This window comes from Chryseobacterium jejuense (assembly GCF_900100075.1).
In the GTDB taxonomy this organism is placed as follows: Bacteria; Bacteroidota; Bacteroidia; order Flavobacteriales; family Weeksellaceae; genus Chryseobacterium; species Chryseobacterium jejuense.
The window spans coordinates 170,817-187,555 of record NZ_FNEG01000008.1 but is presented as its reverse complement, the minus strand read 5'-3'; the positions used below and the strand labels follow the sequence as shown (position 1 = coordinate 187,555).

The window sequence follows — 16,739 nt, the reverse complement described above, 5'->3', positions numbered from 1 at the left end:
TGTTCTTATTTTAAGTATTACATGGATTGGCTGTTGTACTTCCATCTGAGTTTTGATTTATTGTTGAAATTTTGGAATCTTCTTCAACTCTTTGTAGGATAACTTTATTTTGTAATCCCATAGATTTTAAGGTTGAGGAAAAAACTTTCTCTAATTTTTGATAATTAGAAAGATTATCATTAGAAACAGTATTTATATACGTAAGCCATTGTTCTTTATTCCAACCATCCAATTGTCCTACACTATAACTTCCATACGCAGGGATTTCATTATGCGTTCCATTAAAGTACATTACATATTGTATGCCACCTGGAGCTACCACTACCATATAGGCATTTCCTGTATTTCCTATGGCTTGATATCTCGCAATTTCTATTAGAATAGCAATATCATTGGCCGAAAATATCTTCACCCCGGTTCCTGGGTGATTATGATAGCCACCATTCATGGTAGAAGGGTCTCCAAGGTTTACACTATGGTCTTCATTTTGGGTGCCTTGCGTAGGAGCTCCTGTTTTATTGTCCCGCCATCCTTTTTCTCCTGCTCTGGACCCGCCTTTCATATGCTCCTTAAGATCATCAATAATATCCTTGTTTTTCTGGCTAGCCAACATTGTTTTTGTTTTATCACATGGCTCTACATAAGAAGATCCGCTACCTCCGGGGCCGCCACCGCCGCCGCCAGGATTTACTTCAGGCTTGATGCAGTTATTCAATCCAGTACATCCGCTTTTAGGACCATTGCCTTTAGGGCCACCTTTGGGTGGAGTAATATCAATATTTCCTATATCACACGCATCATTAGAATCAAATCCACAGCCACCACCTTTATTGTTCAATCCGTTTTTCAGGTTGTGTTTCAGATAAGCCATACTGAATATTTTAAACACTTCGTCGTAATAAGCGTTTCCGGAATCCAGATTTCTGAATTCCACTTCAGTTTCTTCCTTCCTCAGAATACCTGCCATTAATCCACTTACCTGCCCATTCTTTAGCATGGGGTAAATAATCCAGCGTTCATCATCTTCCAAAAGCATACTTTGGGAGTGCAGTCTGAACTCTACATATTCTTCATCACTTTTACCCAGACTTCCTGATTTTATGGCAGAAGTTCTTGTATAATGCGTTTTATGAATCCCATCATAGTTTTCCATAAGGGTTTTGAAGCCTTTGGCATAATCTACACTTTCATCATTAAGCGAAGTAAATACCTGAAATTTGTTGGAATAATATTGTTCTTCTTTAGCAGAGAGATAATCTTCACCAGTCCTGCATGATTGTAAAGATAGGGCTAAAGCAAACAGCAACGAAAGCTGCAATGCTAAATTTTTCTTCATAGACATTTGTTTTTTAATTCGTTAAATATAATAATTTTTATCACATACAAGTGACAAAATATCGAAATATTTGCGATTCCCATTCCCAACAAAGGCATTTTGTGATTAAACGAATACCTATTACCCATCATTCTAAATTATTTTATATTTGTAAAAAATGGAAGCGCATTAATGAGGAAAATCAATACCTGCACCATAGAACATTCAAAAATAACCGTTGATGGAAACCTTATTTTTGAAACCGAAAGCAATACATTCCAGGAATTTGCCAAAGAAGCCTATAAAAACTTAGCGCTCAGCTATCCGAAGTTTCATAAAATGGACAGTTTGAGTAAATTGGCTTTTCTCTCTGCCGAAATGCTATTAAAAGAGGAAGACCACAGCAGAACTGCATTAGTTTTTGCCAACAGATCTTCCAGTTTGGATACTGATTTCAAATACCAGGAAAGCATTAATTCTCAGGAGAACTACTTCCCTAGCCCGGCAGTCTTTGTTTATACCTTACCCAACATCTGTGTAGGTGAGATCAGTATTAAGCACAAAATGCAGACAGAGAATGCTTTTTTTGTTTTGGATGAATTTGATGAAAAATTTTTAAACGATTATGCTGAACAGATTCTCCAATCCGGCAAAGCTGATAAAGTATTGTGTGGCTGGGTTGAATTATTTCAGGAAAATTATAAAGCTTTTGTATATTTGCTAACCTTGTAAAAATGGAACACTATAACAATGTAGAAATGTAACAATTTTAGCTATTGGTAAACTGTACATGATACATTGGTAAATTAATTAAATTATGGAAAACTTAAAAACTGAATTGAAGCACAAAATTATTGAAGTCCTTAACCTTGAAGACGTTTCTGTAGAGGAAATTAAAGACACCGATCCATTATTTGGAGGTGGATTAGGATTAGACTCTATTGATGCTCTAGAATTAATCGTTCTTCTTGATAAAGATTATGGAATAAAATTAGCCGATCCTAAAAAAGGAAAGGAAATTTTCCAATCTATCGATACCATGGCTAAATTCATCGAAGATAACAGAACAAAATAAATTAATATAACTGTTTAACGGTGTATCAATGTACTAAGAATTGGTAAACTGTTACATTGATACATTGTTACATTATTTAATAGAATGAGTCAAAAAATTGCCATAACAGGAATGGGCATCATTTCCTCCATCGGAAACAATGTGGAGGAAAATTTTATTTCATTGCAATCCGGAAAACATGGTATTTCAGATATTCAGATGTTTGAAACCCGCCATGCAGGAAACATTAAAACAGGTGAAATAAAATTATCCAACGAGGAACTTGTACAGAAACTTCAGCTTAGCGAAGACAATAATGTTACAAGAACATCTTTATTAGGGATGGTAGCCGCTAAAGAAGCTGTAGAAAGTGCAGGAATATCAGATATCAACGGTTACAGAACCGGGCTTATCTCCTCTACCAGCGTTGGAGGAATGGATATTACTGAAAAATACTTCTATTCCTACGAAGACTTTCCTGAAAAGCAAAAATATATTGACGCTCATGATGCCGGAAATTCCTCTTTGGTGATTGCCGATCATTTGGGATTAAAAGGTATGGTTTCCACCATCAGTACAGCTTGCTCATCCGCAGCCAATGCTATCATGATGGGAGCCAAGCTCATTAAAAACGGAGTTCTGGACCGTGTTATCGTTGGGGGAACAGATTCCCTTTCAAAGTTTACGCTGAACGGGTTCAATACACTGATGATCCTTACAGACTCTTACAATACTCCTTTTGATAATAACCGAAAAGGATTGAACCTTGGAGAAGCTGCCGCTTTCTTAGTTCTTGAATCCGAAGAAATTGTTAAAAAGGAAAATAAAAAAGTGCTGGCCTATCTTTCCGGATATGGAAATGCCAACGATGCTCATCACCAGACCGCATCTTCTGAAAACGGACAGGGTGCATTTTTAGCCATGCAACAGGCACTGAAAATTTCAGGTTTACAAAAAGAAGATATTAACTATATCAATGTTCATGGAACAGCAACTCCTAATAATGATTTATCTGAAGGAATTGCCATGATTAGAATTTTTGGAGAAAACCAAGTCCCTGAATTCAGCTCTACAAAAGCATTCACAGGACATACACTGGCTGCCGCTGCCGGAATTGAGGCTGTATTTTCAATTTTAGCTATGCAGCACAGTCTCATCTTCCCAAATCTGAATTTCAAAACGAAAATAGAAGAGTTTGATTTAACCCCGGTTACTGAACTGAAGGAGAAAAATATCAATCATGTTCTTTCCAATTCATTTGGATTTGGCGGAAACTGTTCAACCTTAATTTTCTCAAAATCATGAGTACAGTATACATCAACAGTGCATCCTGTATCTCTGTCCAGGACACTTTAAACGAAAATATTCTTCAGAATCTTACCCCGGAAAATTCGGTGAAGATGATTAAAGCCATAGAACCTAATTACAAAGAATTCATTCCTCCGGCCATGATCAGGAGAATGTCCAAAACTGTAAAAATGAGTTCTGTAGCTTCAAACTATGCTTTAAAAGAAGCTGGAATTGAACAGCCGGATGCCATTATTGTAGGAACCGGAATGGGATGTTCACAGGATTCTGAAAAGTTTCTGAAAAATGTAATTGATAATCATGAGGAGTTTTTAACCCCAACATTTTTTATTCAATCTACTCATAATACTGTTGCAGGCCAGATTGCCCTTGGATTGCAGTGTCATGCCTACAACTTTACCTATGTAAATACATCTTCATCGCTGGAGTTTTCTTTTTTGGATGCCCAACTTCAGATTAAGGATGGTGAAGCTCACAATGTTCTGGTGGGGTCTACTGATGAACAAACTAACAGAACCATGGAACTTTACTGTCTGAATAATACCATTAAAAAAGAATCAGATCTTCCTGCGGATTATCTGAATTCTATGACTAAGGGTGTTATTTGGGGGGAAGGAGCAAGCTTTTTCGTTGTTGGAAAAGATAAAACCGAAAATTCCTACGCAAAACTTACCGACATTAAAATCAGTAACAGATTGGAACTGGAGGAAACTTCAGATTTTATTCAGGAGCTTTTAACAAAGAACAATCTCTCTACAAAAGATATTGATGCCGTAATTTTAGGCTTCAGCGGAGATGCAGATTCTGATGCTTATTATACAAAGGCTATGGACTTGTTTCCAGATTCGGCATTATTGTATTACAAACATTTGAGTGGAGAATTTAATACAGCGAGTGGTTTTTCTACGTTTATTGCTTGTCATATTCTTAAGGAACAGCAGATCCCGGAAGTGATGATGATTAATGCAAAGAAAAAGGAAGAAGTGAAAAATATACTTCTTTACAATCATCTCGCAGGCAATGACCATAGCTTGGTATTACTAGAGAAGGCCTAGTTGGCAAAACAGCAATTTTATTTAATACTAAACCCTTATTTTTCATTCAGAGCGAACGCGGAATCTCAATATGGATAATTTGAATGTATTGGTTTAGACTCTTACAGTGTCACAAAAAGAGCTCTAAAATAGATCAAACCGACATAAATTTGTTACAATTGTCATTCTGACGAAGGAAGAATCTCTACCTTTATATTCAGAATGATTGAACAATTATAGAATAAGGAAATAAACAATCACAAATTCAAAAACACCAATCATGAGACATTATTCATTCATCTTGTTTTATCTCTTCTGTAACGTTTTTATCTATGCGTTTCAGGGAAGTCTTTGGGTGTATATCGCATGTTTCCTTGCTTTTTCCGCAGTAGTAGTTTGGGGATCATTTGCTATTGAGCTGGGATATTTCGTCAACAGTATTACTCATAAAAGAACGAGAATCAAGGAAGTAGCTCTTACTTTTGATGATGGTCCTACTGAATTCACCCCGAAATTTTTAGACTTACTCAAAGAACACAAAATCAAGGCAACTTTTTTCTGTATCGGAAAACAAATTGAAAAATATCCTGAAACCTTTCAACGAATTATCACAGAAGGCCATACCATCGGGAATCACACTTTATCTCATTCCAACTCAACTGGTTTTTTATCAACTTCAAAAATGATTGCAGAGATTGAAAACTGTGATACAATCATGAAGAATGTTGGTAATATACAAACCAATTTATACAGACCGCCATTCGGAGTAACTAATCCGAGTATTGCCAAAGCGATAAAACGGACTCATAAAACCAGCATCGGATGGAATGTCCGCTCTCTGGACACCATTATTGATGATGAAAAGAAAATCTACCAAAGAGTAACTAAAAGTCTAAGAAAAGGGAGCATTATTCTCCTTCATGACACTTCAGAAAAAACGTATCGTGTACTGGCAGATTTATTAGTATTTTTGGAGGATAAAAAGTATTCAGCTTTTACAGTTGATTCTATTACAAATTCAAGAAAAAATGATTAAAAATATTGCTTTCGGAGCATTTTTACTGGTATCCGGTTTCTTTTTTGCTCAAAACACAGCCATGTCCGGAGCAGAAGCTAAAGCATTTGTATCCAAGGTTTCTGCAGACACCAAAGAAATCAAAACTTTACAGAGTGATTTTACCCAAACCAAAAAAATGGATTTCCTGGATAAAAGCATTGTTACCTATGGAAAAATGTCTTTGCAGACTCCTAATATGCTGAGTTGGAAATACACCAAGCCTTATCAGTACAGCATTGTTTTTAAAAGCAATAAGATTTACATCAATGACCAGGGGAAAAAATCGTCTGTAGATGCTAAGAGCAAAACTTTTGAAAAGATCAATAAACTGATTGTAGGAAGCTCAAACGGAACCATGTTCAACGATCCTGAGTTTACAGTAACGTATTTCAAAAACGGAAATTACAATGTGGCGAAATTTGTTCCGAAGACTTCACAGCTTTTAAAATACATTAAGCAGATTGAACTGTTCTTCCCTAAAAGCCAATCTACGGTTTCTCAGGTGAATATGACGGAAGCTTCGGGAGATACTACTACTATTGTTTTCAAAAACACAAAGATCAATGCTTCAATTCCTGCGTCAGAGTTTAGTTTATAGCCTGGTTCTGGTATTGGCTGTTTCCTGTAAATCCTATCAGCTTACCGATGTGAAGCCAGTTCCGGCAAAAGAAAAAACAGTTGAAAATTTATATTTTTCGTCTGCTGAAGACTATGTTTATAAATGTCAGATGGATATTTATAAAAATCATGTAAGCGGGATTCTCATTATCAAAAAATTGAATGAAACGACGCATCGTGTCGCATTAACTTCTGATTTCGGGAATAAACTGATTGATTTTGAAATCTCAGATCAAAATTTTAAATTCAATTATGTATTGCCGGATCTGGATAAGAAAATTGTTATTAACTTTCTGAAAAATGATTTTCAGCAGCTGTTAAAAAGACAATATCCAGTGAGTGAAAGTTTTGAAAATGAAAATGCTAAAATCTATCTCTCTAAGATTGATAATAAAAGCTATTATCTGTTCTTCAATAAAGACAATAATCTACTGAAACAGATCATTTACACGAAAAACAACAGAGAAAAGATCGATTTTACTTTTGATGCAAAAAAGCATATCTTCGCAGACAGCTTAAACTTACAACATAAGGATTTTAAGATCAATATAAAACTATTTCAAATAACCGAAACAGAATAATATTGTTTTTCAAACCGGAGTTTATCATCTATTTAATCTTAAAAAAATAAGATCATGCAGACTATTCTTACAGATTTTTATACTTTGACATCATACGAAAAGGCAGAAAACGGAAGCTTTCTTGCTTATATTCAATTAAATAAGGATCACGACATTTTCAAGGGACATTTTCCTGGAAACCCTGTGACTCCGGGAGTTTGTATGATGCAAATCATTAAAGAACTGACAGAAGAATTGACAGCTTCAAAATTATTTTTAAAAACAGCTTCGAATGTAAAATTCATGGCGATTATCAATCCTTTTGAAACTCCTGATCTGAAACTTCAACTGGATATTACGGAAGATGGTGAGGATGTTAAAGTAAAAAACTCAACCTCTTTTGGCGAGACTATTGCATTGAAACTGTCTGTAAGCTATAAAAAATTAATGTCATGAAACTTATTTTTTCCTTCGTAGCGGCATTTATATTTTTCTTTCAGTCTGATCTTGAAGCACTGAGAAACAGCTATGCCAAGGCTAACGAGTCCAGTACCAACACGTCAAATTTCATTGACGTTGCAGAAAAACAATCGGGTTCTGATCCAGTCACTTTAGGGTATAAAGCAGCTGCCAAAATTATGGAAGCTAAAGTATCTAAAGGCAACAGGAAAGCCCTTGTAAAGACTGGTGCAACCAACCTTGAAGGAATCATTAAAAGTAATCCCAATAATGCAGAACTTCGCCTGATAAGACTAAGTGTTCAGGAAAATATTCCTAAAATTGTGGGATACAGAGGAAGTTTAAAAGATGACAAAACATTTCTCCTGAACAATTACAGCAAACAGAATGCAGCTTTAAAAAACTATATCAAAAGGTTTGCGTTGCAGTCTAAAACTATGACCGAGGCGGAAAGAGCCACTTTAAAATAAAAACATGTCCCTTGCTGAAGTACAAAATGCAATTTCTGAAAGGAAAATCTGCATTTTAATACCTACTTATAATAATGAAAAGACCCTGAAAAGGGTAATTGACGGTGTTTTAGATTACACCGAGAGTATTATTGTGGTTAATGATGGTTCCACCGATTCCACGCCTCAGATTTTGAACCAATATCCTCAGATCACGGTAATTTCCTTACCTGAGAACAAAGGAAAAGGAAATGGGCTTAAAACAGGCTTCAGAAAGGCAAAAGAATTGGGTTATGATTACGCCATAACCATTGATTCTGATGGGCAGCATTATCCAAACGATATCCCGGTATTTGTAGAAGCTCTTCTTCTGGAAGATCAAGATGTTCTGTTGATTGGGAACAGAAATATGTCCCAGGACGGAATTCCAAAGAAAAGCAGTTTCGGAAACCGATTTTCTAATTTCTGGTTTTGGTTTGAAACCGGAATCAAGCTAGAAGATACTCAATCCGGATACAGACTTTATCCTTTGCACAAAATTCCAAAGAAATATTTTACCCCTAAGTTTGAATTTGAAATTGAGATCATCGTAAGAACTGCCTGGAGGCATGTTCCGGTAAAGAACATTCCCATTAAAGTTCTCTATGATCCTGCAGAACGTGTTTCTCACTTCAGACCATTTAAGGATTTCACCAGAATCAGTATTCTGAATACAATTTTGGTAACGATTACCCTATTCTATATTATTCCGAGAAACTTCGTGAATAATTTCAAAAAAAAAAGCTTTAAAAGGTTCATAAAGGAAGATGTGTTGGAAAGCGACGGAAGCAACCGTACAAAAGCCTTTTCCATTGCTCTTGGAGTCTTTATAGGGCTTTCTCCTTTTTGGGGATTCCAGACCTTGCTTGTGATCAGCTTATCTGTTCTTTTTAAGCTGAATAAGGTTCTGGCATTTGTAGCTTCCAATGTGAGCCTACCACCTTTTATCCCTTTTATTATTGCAGCATCCTTATTTCTGGGCGCTCCGTTTGTGCATGGAGATAGTAATCTCCTAAGCCAAGATCTTAATTTTGAGCTGATAAAAAATAATCTGCTTCAATATATCATCGGAAGTTTTATCTTAAGCACAACATTATCTGCGATTGCAGGGATCTCTACCTTCTTTTTCCTGAATAAACTGAATCCCGAGAATAATTAGAATAAAGCTCAAAATAAAAAGTCCCGAAAAATTCCGGGACTTTAAAAATAAATAAGTTGGACGTTTCTATTTTGAAACAATAATTTTCTGACTGTAATCGATTGAAGAATTATTCTTAATCTTTACAATATATGCTCCATTGATCAGATTACTTGCGTTAACGGTTGTCTGTTTGTTAAGATTGATATTTTCCTGAGAAATCAACTTTCCTGTAAAATCGTAGATAGAAACTGTTGTAATTCCTGATAAATTCATTCCTGAAGGAGTTTTTATCGTGAATTCATTTTTTACCGGATTTGGATAAATAGAGATTCCTTTCGAATTCTCTGCCACTTCATTTACAGCTAATGACTGACATTCACTTGGAATAGTAAAATCTTCTACCTGATCACTCATATCTAATAAAGGCTGATTAGCTCCGAATTCCAATCCGTTAAGTAATCCTGCTGAAGCGTTTACTCCTAGACCTCTCTTAGCAAATGTCTTCCAGATCATACATTTATTTTCACCATTAGCAGTAGCCTGGTCTGCAGCAAGAATTGCATCTCTACCTTGTATAAAGGTCGGATTACATGGCTGTAATTTAAGCGCATCCATTACCAGTTGTAAAACCTTTGCACTACCACTGTTTGGATCTGCTAAAACATTACTGCTATATCCGTATTTTTCTACATATTTCCAGTTAAGATCCCAAAGCATTGAAGCCCAGATAAAACCAATACTATGAACATCAGGTACTGTAAGCGCTCCAAATATAGGATTACTAGCATTTACCTTCATTCCATTCGTTCTCCCATATGTATAATTATTAATGGCAAAATCAGGTGAATATTTTGCAGGTCTAATTCCCGCACCTGTTGTTTCTTCTCCTGAAGCAAAGGTTCCTACCCCTCTTGCAATAGATGCATTATCTCCTGGTCTAGTAGTCATCATTAAGGCAAAGAAATCAGACCACCCTTCTCCCATTTGTTCATTAGATGAAATATAAGATAAACAAGAGCTTCCTGTTCCTGTAAGACGGTTAGAAATTCCGTGCCCATATTCATGGCTAATGATTCCGTTATCTAAACTTGCGTCTTTATAAACGGCTTCAGTTTTTAAAGTAGCATTTACAACGGCTCCGTTTGTTAATTCAGTGACCAAAAACTCTCCTTCGTTCTTACCTACCATAATTGTAGGAATCGTAATTGTGGTATCTGTTCCTCCTAATCCTACAGGAGTATTGCTATTGGGGTGGTATTGTATAACTCCCACTGCACCGGCATTCTGCAAATTTTTTGTTTTAACAGCAAAGCCACATGCTGCAGCGGTTACTACAGCAATTTTACCTGTAAGACTTCCAGCTGTAACGGTAGTACATGCATCTGCAGGGGTTGAAAGAGCTAAATCCCCTGTTACAGGAGTTCCACCAATCAGCTGTGGCCCAAAATTAGCTGTAGCTGCTGCAGGAGTTCTTGTTACGTAGTTCGACGGGGCATTATAATAAAGGTATCTTGCGCCGTTAGGTACAAAAAGGAACATTTGCATTCTTCCGCTTGTTCCATCAACACCAGGGTTAAAATTAGCATTATTAATACCACTTCCATCTCTGGATTCGGCAAGAACAGGGTCATTACCTACCCCTCCATTTGTAAAGTTATTCTTCTGATAATTTCTTGCAGACTCGGTAAATCCAAATTTGTAAAATACATCGTGCATTTTATTCGTTGTATAGAATAAATTGGTAACAGCTGCCGAAGTATAAGTTTGCTGTGATTGTGTAATATCTAAAGGAAAATCAAAAGTTCTGCTTGCTCCACCATCTGGAGAGAACTGTGGAGCGTTAGTATTAGCTTCATCTGTATATGCAAAGGCATTATTTCCTCTTGTAATGGTATAACTAGTAGTACCGTCAGAGTGCCAGCCTTCTGGAGATGCTACCAGATCCCAAGGATTTGTAATTAATGTTCTGTTTCCAAAAGTAGGAGCTTCTACCGGAAAAGCAAAAACGTTATAAGACGCATTATCTGGTAATAAAACAAAATTTGTATTCTTTTGTAACTCTGCAGTACTTCTATCGCTTGGTAAAGCAGATGGTAATATGTTTACTCCGGATAAAGACTCTCCTAAAGCATGATGCTGTTCATAAGCTTCAGGGTGAAAATCACAAGAAAGAGTTGTATTTTCCTGATATAAAATGGAACCATCTTCTGCATTTACAATTGTATTCCATACGTTACTTGTACCTTTCTCCTCAATATTAAACTGATAACCAAGTATTAATTCCCCTTTCTTAACAAAATAAACTGTATTAACTTTTATTGGTTCTTCATGACCATCAATACTCTTGGCTACAGATGAGCCATTCAGTTTCTTAACAGTATTTTCAATCAAAATATCCTTTCTGCCATTTTCTTTCCCTTTAATTGCAGTAGGATATGTTTTAAGAAATGTATCTGTAAAATTTAATACTTTACCCTCTCTAATTAAAACATTTGCAGAACTACCAAAAACAGGAATACCGTTAATCATTTGCTGTATTCCTACAATATCTCCTTTTAAACTGCTTGAAGGATCAATGTTGATAATTTTAAAGCCCTTTAATTCTGGGTTAGATCTTTGAAATGATCCTACAGAATTAACATAGTCTTTAATTGTTTGTTCATACTTTTGAGCAGAGACAATCCCTGCACTAAAAAGAGAACAAAATAACAATAGCTTAACACTAAGTCGAATTTTTTTCATAGATTTTCTTTTAACAAATATTAATATCCAATTTCTCAGTTAGTAGAGAAATAAACTAAAATGTTACATATTTGTTAAAAAAAACAAAGAATTACCGTAAATAACACTACAAAAAAAACTCAAATATTAAAAAAATTGAGTTTTCACTTCCTGCTATTGAATTAATTATTATTTTTTTTAAAAATAATAATGATCCTTTTACAACAATTAAGTCTGACCTATTTTGAATTTTTACATGATGTGCTCTATCGAATACTTGAGCTTCCCTAATCAAAACATTTACAGAAAAGCTCAGAAGTTATTTACGTAATATTCTAATTACTTATTCGTCTTCTTATTGGTTTTATTAAGGTATTTTTCAACCATTTTCCGATCCGGTATGGTAGTTATTTCTTTAGTAAGAGCCTTTTCAAATTCTGCCTTTGCCTCAGCATATTCTTTTTTGTGATAATAATATTTTCCACTCAAAAAATATACTTTCCAGAAGTCAGGATTCAAAGATTGATAATAAGGAAAAAATCCATCTGCAAATGCAATATCCCGCCCATCTGTAGCTTCATTAATTTCTTTGCTCAGCATTCTGGATATTTCATAGTTTTCAAATTCTTCTGAATCTGCAAAGGGATCACGAGGAATATTGAGTTGTGATTTTGAGAAGTTCATGGGTTGTAAATCCTTCCCAGAAAATATTTCATTAAGATCATAGCATACAAATTCTCCTAACTGATAAGGATTGGAAGATACCCAGACCAATTTCTTTTCAGGTGAAAATATAACTGCATGATGAGCCAATAGCTGGTTTAAGGCTTTCTCATTTCCATAGCCTATACTTTTATCTTTTAGTCCGGACCGGTTTCTTAAAATGGAAGCAATCTTCTCCGGGTTCAGTTTTTCCTCTTCCTGTAAGAGTTCCTGAAGCTTCTCATAGCGGTATGCCGAATGGCTTTCCTCAATCTGCTTCTGGTTTTTTATATCATCTTTATAAACATCAGATTGAAAATGATTGGTACAAAGCACTCTGCTAGTATTCTCAACCCTATATACTCCGAAGTTTTTCGGTGAAACTTCAATAATTACAGCATTTCTATCATGTGCACTTCCCACTAAGATTGATTCTGAAACAAAAACATTTCTTTTTTTGGCGATAGCAATAGCTTCTTCGATGGTTTTAGCATATTGCAGAATTTCCCTTGTTACCAGAGAAATAGGAGTTTTTGCAGTTAAAGGAATCCTTGATTTCCCGGCATTGATTGTAACTGTAATCCCTTCTTTATTCATTCCGGAAACCACACCTATCATTCCCGGCCAGCTCACAGACATATAGGGAATTCCATCTTCAGGTTCCACAAATTCAACCAGTTTATTTTGAGCAAATTCATCTCCCACATAGAAATCGAAGTTTCTTCCAATCAGCATATCACCATCTTCCGTATTTTCATTCCAGACCGCCAAAGAAGTACAGCCCACCATTGCCAGGTCCTGCATGGCGTGTCCAATATCATGAGCACCATGTAAGTATAAGTTTCTCAGGTATCTTGGTGCGATAAAATCATACTGATCAGACGAATATTGAGATAAGCCATACAATTCTGCCTGATAATCTTCTCTTACATTGAGATACATTTTACGGTTATACCACTTTAAGAAGGTATTTAAAAGCTTCTGTTTAAACTTTGAAGGCACAAAACCTTCCACTTTGGAAAAGAATATTCCCTCCTGCTTCTGCATCAGATCCTGAGTTAGTGCTCCGTTATTATACCCTAATTGCAAAGGATTTCCTTTAATGTAAAGCTCCCAAAGCTGTTGTTTATTTTTGGTAAGAAAATTCCGATTATAACTGAATGTACTATCATTGATCTTATTGACCTTCGGAATCTCCAGGGTATATTGTTTTACATCAGGAAGATGATGAATAGAGTCTGATACTCCGCAGGAATTCAGAAGAAAGAAAAAAAGGAAGCCTATGAATAGCCTTTTATATGACAGGTATTGGATATTAGTTTTGTTCACGGTTGTTTTTATTAGGTCATTGGTTCCAAACGGCTGTCAATAGTTTCTTTTCCCAGAATTTCAGCACAGGTATTGAATGCGCCAATGGTGACCCCCAAAATTCCATGCATATTGACAGATTGTCCTGTGAGAAACAGATTATCAATTTTTGTACGGGGTGAAACCATTGTTTTTAGAGGATTATCTGAGTTTTTCATGTATCCGTACATATTTCCGTCAAAACTTCCGATATAATCTCTGTAAGATAAAGGAGAAGAAGTATATATCTGTTGAATAGCATGTCTTAAGCCAGGAATCTTCTTTTCCAAAGCATCAATCATTTTTTCAGTCTTTTCCAGTTTGAACCTTTCATACTGTTTTCCTCTTTCATGCTCATCTACTACGGTATTGACTGTTGTTTCCCATTGTTTCACCTCATCAAAATCCATATAAGAAATAGCGGTGAGGCTTTCTGCAAACTCAGGATGATGTTTTGATGGTGTAGACGAAAGCATATAAGTCTCCGGCCAGGATTCTTTATGGTAACGGTATGCATTCCAGACCTGATCTTCCGAAGAATAATGATAGATATTGTAATTAAAATTGGGTAAATACTTAGGTTTCAAAACAAGATATACACTAAAGCAGGATGAAACCGGCTGCCAGCTTAAAACCCTGTTCAGAAAAGATTTTTTCAGTCTTTCTTCTCCAATCAGCTTAATGGCAGAACGTATTTCAATATTGGAAATAAACCGCTTAGCGGAATATTCTTTCCCAACCTTTGTTTTTACGGAATTGAGGGTATTATTTTCATTAAAAATAAATTCGGAAACTTCTGAATGCTTGTGAACTTCAGCTCCATACTGACGAAGTTTTCTAATCAATAACTTTGATATCTGGCTTCCCCCTTTTACGCATTTATAAGCACTTTGTATGTAAGAATTCACCGTTAAAGCATGAACATAAAAAGGAACGTTTTCAGAATCTCCCGCATACAGGAAATTGGAACCTAGTAAGACTGCCTGAAGCGTTTTATTTTGAGTAACAGATTCAATAAATCGTTTGGTATTTAAATGCAGGATTTCTTCATTGTAATTCTCCTTTCCTACGACATTATATCTTGGAAACTGTTTACATACATACTGAATTTCTTCACAATAATTTTCAAGATTTTCCTTTTCTTCAGGAAAATAGGCAGATAGCTGTTCTACAAAGTTTTCATAACCCTGGGCATGTGGATATTCAATGCTTTCATCTCCAAAGGAAATTCTGTCATATCCGTCTTCATCCATTTGCTGAAGTTCCAGTTCATCCATGATCTCCAGATAGGAGAAAAAACAGTTCAGATTCTGGCCTTTTGAAAGCCCTCCCAAATAATGAACTCCGGTATCGAAAATAAGCTTATCCCTTGAAAAAGTCTGGAGATTTCCACCATACTGGTTATTTTTTTCCAGCACACAAACCTTCAGACCTTCTTTCGCCAAAACAAGAGCCGAAACAAGACCTCCCAATCCGCTGCCGATTACAAGTATGTCATATTCTTTTTTCAAAAGAGGGTGTGCTTTTTTTAATTAAGATATTGGGAATTTAAGAAACTCAGATATTATCTTCCCGTTACTATACAAGGAAATCCTATTTAGGCAATACCTTTTTAAATTTCAATTTCTCCGGATTTCTTAATGGTTTTGAATTTCTATTAGTTTTTAGGGAATAAAAATAGAAAAATTAATCAATATCATCCCAAAAGTCGAAATAATTAAACCATTGAAGCGGATATTTTTTCACCATGGTTTCAAGATTCTGAACATAAGACTGTAAAAGCCCCTGAGAATCTCTGTTCTTGATATTCTGAGCGACTCTTGCATACAAATGATAATGAAGATTGTTTTCTTTCATTACGTAAACATAGACAACGGGTACACCCAATCGGGATGCGATAAGAAATGGCCCTGCCGGGAACTTGGCACTTTTCCCCAACAGATCAGCTTCCAAGAATTTTGAACCTTCAAAATAACGGTCTCCGGTAAAGCAGATCAGTTCATTATTGGATAATGCCTGATTGATCTCAAAGATATGCGACATATCTTCTTTAACATAAATGAATTTGATATTGCTTTCTTTTACAGAGATACTTTCCAGGTATTCCTTAATAACAGTGACTTCCTGATCTGTAGTGACCAGATTGATCTGACAGTCAAAATCAATATCTGCAAAGAAATGTTCCGCGACTTCAAAGTTACCGATGTGAGCACTGATAAGAACTCCTCCTTTCTTGGCAGCCAAAAGATTTCTCAGGTTTTCAATACCATCAAATTCGTAGGTATATTTTTCTCTCAAGCCGGCAGAAATAGCCGTTTTATCAATCAGAACCTGCCCGAATGTGAAGTAACTTTTAAAAATGGAGCGCTTGGCTTTCCAATAGCTAAGATTAAGTCTTTTTTGGAAGTAATAGAGAATGTATTGGTTGCTTTTTTTCTGAAACAGAACGTAATAAGCAGCCACAAAGTACAATACGCAATATGAACTTCTGATGCCGATATTTCTAATACACCAGACGAATATTCTGTAGCCCAGAACCGTCCCTTTAGATTTACCTTTCCACTTGTTCATAAATACAGTTTGCTAATATAACAGAGTACCAATGTAATAATATCTGTGAGCATCCTCTTCTATTATTACATTGGTACCTTGTAAGGAATATAGATTACTTAATAACTATGCGTTTTTTTCAGCGATTTTATTTTCAATCGTTGTATAGAAATCATCAAATGTTACCATTTTCTTGAAGTCTGCTTCTCCTAATTTCACTCCGAAATTGGATTCAATCACTACGACCATATCAATATAATCTAAGCTGTCTAGTCCCAGTGTATTTTTAAGGTTGGCATCATTACTGATTTCGTCTCCGTCAACTTCAAATTCGTTTACAAGAAAATCATTAACAATAGCAACAATTTTTTCCCTTTCCATGTTT

Annotated in this window: 16 protein-coding genes; 10 read left to right on the top strand and 6 right to left on the bottom strand. The window is 35.6% G+C overall.

Translation table 11 applies throughout. From position 1 onward, the window contains the following. Window positions 1-10: 10 nt before the first annotated feature. Window positions 11-1,336, bottom strand: a complete 1,326-nt coding sequence (locus BLS98_RS21110; protein WP_089739179.1) for a hypothetical protein — start codon at window positions 1,334-1,336, stop codon at window positions 11-13. Window positions 1,337-1,507: 171 nt separating this feature from the next. Here BLS98_RS21110 and BLS98_RS21105 point away from each other — a divergent pair, with 171 nt between their 5' ends. The 10 genes from BLS98_RS21105 to BLS98_RS21060 all read left to right on the top strand — a co-directional run bounded on the left by BLS98_RS21105 (window position 1,508) and on the right by BLS98_RS21060 (window position 9,052). Next, window positions 1,508-2,047, top strand: a complete 540-nt coding sequence (locus BLS98_RS21105; RefSeq protein ID WP_089739177.1) for a 3-oxoacyl-ACP synthase — start codon at window positions 1,508-1,510, stop codon at window positions 2,045-2,047. 85 nt (window positions 2,048-2,132) lie between these two features. Further along, window positions 2,133-2,390, top strand: a complete 258-nt coding sequence (locus BLS98_RS21100) for a phosphopantetheine-binding protein (protein WP_034692439.1) — start codon at window positions 2,133-2,135, stop codon at window positions 2,388-2,390. 84 nt (window positions 2,391-2,474) lie between these two features. Continuing rightward, complete coding sequence (locus BLS98_RS21095) at window positions 2,475-3,674, top strand: beta-ketoacyl-[acyl-carrier-protein] synthase family protein (RefSeq protein ID WP_089739175.1); 1,200 nt, start codon at window positions 2,475-2,477, stop codon at window positions 3,672-3,674. Continuing rightward, entirely contained in the window at window positions 3,671-4,732 is a 1,062-nt protein-coding gene (locus tag BLS98_RS21090) for a beta-ketoacyl synthase N-terminal-like domain-containing protein (RefSeq protein ID WP_089739173.1), read from the top strand. The genes BLS98_RS21095 and BLS98_RS21090 overlap by 4 nt, the downstream gene beginning before the upstream one ends. Before the next feature lie 259 nt (window positions 4,733-4,991). Beyond that, the gene (locus tag BLS98_RS21085; protein WP_089739171.1) at window positions 4,992-5,747 is read left to right on the top strand and encodes a polysaccharide deacetylase family protein; all 756 of its coding nucleotides are present in this window, start codon (window positions 4,992-4,994) and stop codon (window positions 5,745-5,747) included. Then, window positions 5,740-6,366, top strand: a complete 627-nt coding sequence (locus tag BLS98_RS21080; RefSeq protein WP_089739170.1) for a flexirubin biosynthesis/transport protein LolA2 — start codon at window positions 5,740-5,742, stop codon at window positions 6,364-6,366. The genes BLS98_RS21085 and BLS98_RS21080 overlap by 8 nt, the downstream gene beginning before the upstream one ends. Beyond that, a complete protein-coding gene (locus BLS98_RS21075; protein WP_089739168.1) occupies window positions 6,332-6,967 on the top strand; it encodes a flexirubin biosynthesis protein LolB2 in 636 nt (211 codons plus the stop codon). Before BLS98_RS21080 ends, BLS98_RS21075 begins: the two co-directional genes overlap by 35 nt. Window positions 6,968-7,021: 54 nt before the next feature. Beyond that, window positions 7,022-7,402 carry a 3-hydroxyacyl-ACP dehydratase gene (locus BLS98_RS21070; protein WP_089739166.1) on the top strand — a complete coding sequence of 127 codons (381 nt, stop codon included), beginning with the start codon at window positions 7,022-7,024 and terminating at the stop codon, window positions 7,400-7,402. Continuing rightward, window positions 7,399-7,875, top strand: a complete 477-nt coding sequence (locus BLS98_RS21065) for a hypothetical protein (protein WP_089739164.1) — start codon at window positions 7,399-7,401, stop codon at window positions 7,873-7,875. The genes BLS98_RS21070 and BLS98_RS21065 overlap by 4 nt, the downstream gene beginning before the upstream one ends. Window positions 7,876-7,879: 4 nt before the next feature. Next, window positions 7,880-9,052, top strand: coding sequence for a DUF2062 domain-containing protein (locus BLS98_RS21060; protein WP_089739162.1), 1,173 nt, complete (start codon window positions 7,880-7,882; stop codon window positions 9,050-9,052). Between the two features lie 66 nt (window positions 9,053-9,118). On the opposite strand, the gene BLS98_RS21055 is transcribed toward BLS98_RS21060, so the two are convergent. The 5 genes from BLS98_RS21055 to BLS98_RS21035 all read right to left on the bottom strand — a co-directional run bounded on the left by BLS98_RS21055 (window position 9,119) and on the right by BLS98_RS21035 (window position 16,735). Then, the gene (locus tag BLS98_RS21055; RefSeq protein ID WP_089739160.1) at window positions 9,119-11,776 is read right to left on the bottom strand and encodes a T9SS-dependent M36 family metallopeptidase; all 2,658 of its coding nucleotides are present in this window, start codon (window positions 11,774-11,776) and stop codon (window positions 9,119-9,121) included. Between the two features lie 318 nt (window positions 11,777-12,094). Next, complete coding sequence (locus BLS98_RS21050; RefSeq protein ID WP_394331782.1) at window positions 12,095-13,786, bottom strand: C45 family autoproteolytic acyltransferase/hydolase; 1,692 nt, start codon at window positions 13,784-13,786, stop codon at window positions 12,095-12,097. Between the two features lie 11 nt (window positions 13,787-13,797). Beyond that, window positions 13,798-15,315 (bottom strand): phytoene desaturase family protein, encoded by a 1,518-nt coding sequence (locus tag BLS98_RS21045; protein WP_089739158.1) that lies wholly within the window; start codon window positions 15,313-15,315, stop codon window positions 13,798-13,800. A 175-nt stretch (window positions 15,316-15,490) separates the two neighbouring features. Next, on the bottom strand, window positions 15,491-16,375 hold the full coding sequence (locus BLS98_RS21040; RefSeq protein WP_089739156.1) for an LpxL/LpxP family acyltransferase: 885 nt from the start codon (window positions 16,373-16,375) through the stop codon (window positions 15,491-15,493). Between the two features lie 105 nt (window positions 16,376-16,480). Next, window positions 16,481-16,735 (bottom strand): acyl carrier protein, encoded by a 255-nt coding sequence (locus tag BLS98_RS21035; protein WP_047377388.1) that lies wholly within the window; start codon window positions 16,733-16,735, stop codon window positions 16,481-16,483. Window positions 16,736-16,739 lie beyond the last annotated feature (4 nt).

Excerpts from the sequence above, each read along its gene's own strand:
- BLS98_RS21085 (WP_089739171.1), top strand. The coding sequence starts at position 4,992 with ATGAGACATTATTCATTCATCTTGTTTTATCTCTTCTGTAACGTTTTT.
- BLS98_RS21070 (WP_089739166.1), top strand. The coding sequence starts at position 7,022 with ATGCAGACTATTCTTACAGATTTTTATACTTTGACATCATACGAAAAG.
- BLS98_RS21095 (WP_089739175.1), top strand. The coding sequence starts at position 2,475 with ATGAGTCAAAAAATTGCCATAACAGGAATGGGCATCATTTCCTCCATC.
- BLS98_RS21110 (WP_089739179.1), bottom strand. The coding sequence starts at position 1,336 with ATGAAGAAAAATTTAGCATTGCAGCTTTCGTTGCTGTTTGCTTTAGCC.
- BLS98_RS21100 (WP_034692439.1), top strand. The coding sequence starts at position 2,133 with ATGGAAAACTTAAAAACTGAATTGAAGCACAAAATTATTGAAGTCCTT.
- BLS98_RS21065 (WP_089739164.1), top strand. The coding sequence starts at position 7,399 with ATGAAACTTATTTTTTCCTTCGTAGCGGCATTTATATTTTTCTTTCAG.
- BLS98_RS21080 (WP_089739170.1), top strand. The coding sequence starts at position 5,740 with ATGATTAAAAATATTGCTTTCGGAGCATTTTTACTGGTATCCGGTTTC.
- BLS98_RS21040 (WP_089739156.1), bottom strand. The coding sequence starts at position 16,375 with ATGAACAAGTGGAAAGGTAAATCTAAAGGGACGGTTCTGGGCTACAGA.
- BLS98_RS21090 (WP_089739173.1), top strand. The coding sequence starts at position 3,671 with ATGAGTACAGTATACATCAACAGTGCATCCTGTATCTCTGTCCAGGAC.
- BLS98_RS21055 (WP_089739160.1), bottom strand. The coding sequence starts at position 11,776 with ATGAAAAAAATTCGACTTAGTGTTAAGCTATTGTTATTTTGTTCTCTT.
- BLS98_RS21105 (WP_089739177.1), top strand. The coding sequence starts at position 1,508 with ATGAGGAAAATCAATACCTGCACCATAGAACATTCAAAAATAACCGTT.
- BLS98_RS21035 (WP_047377388.1), bottom strand. The coding sequence starts at position 16,735 with ATGGAAAGGGAAAAAATTGTTGCTATTGTTAATGATTTTCTTGTAAAC.
- BLS98_RS21060 (WP_089739162.1), top strand. The coding sequence starts at position 7,880 with ATGTCCCTTGCTGAAGTACAAAATGCAATTTCTGAAAGGAAAATCTGC.
- BLS98_RS21075 (WP_089739168.1), top strand. The coding sequence starts at position 6,332 with ATGCTTCAATTCCTGCGTCAGAGTTTAGTTTATAGCCTGGTTCTGGTA.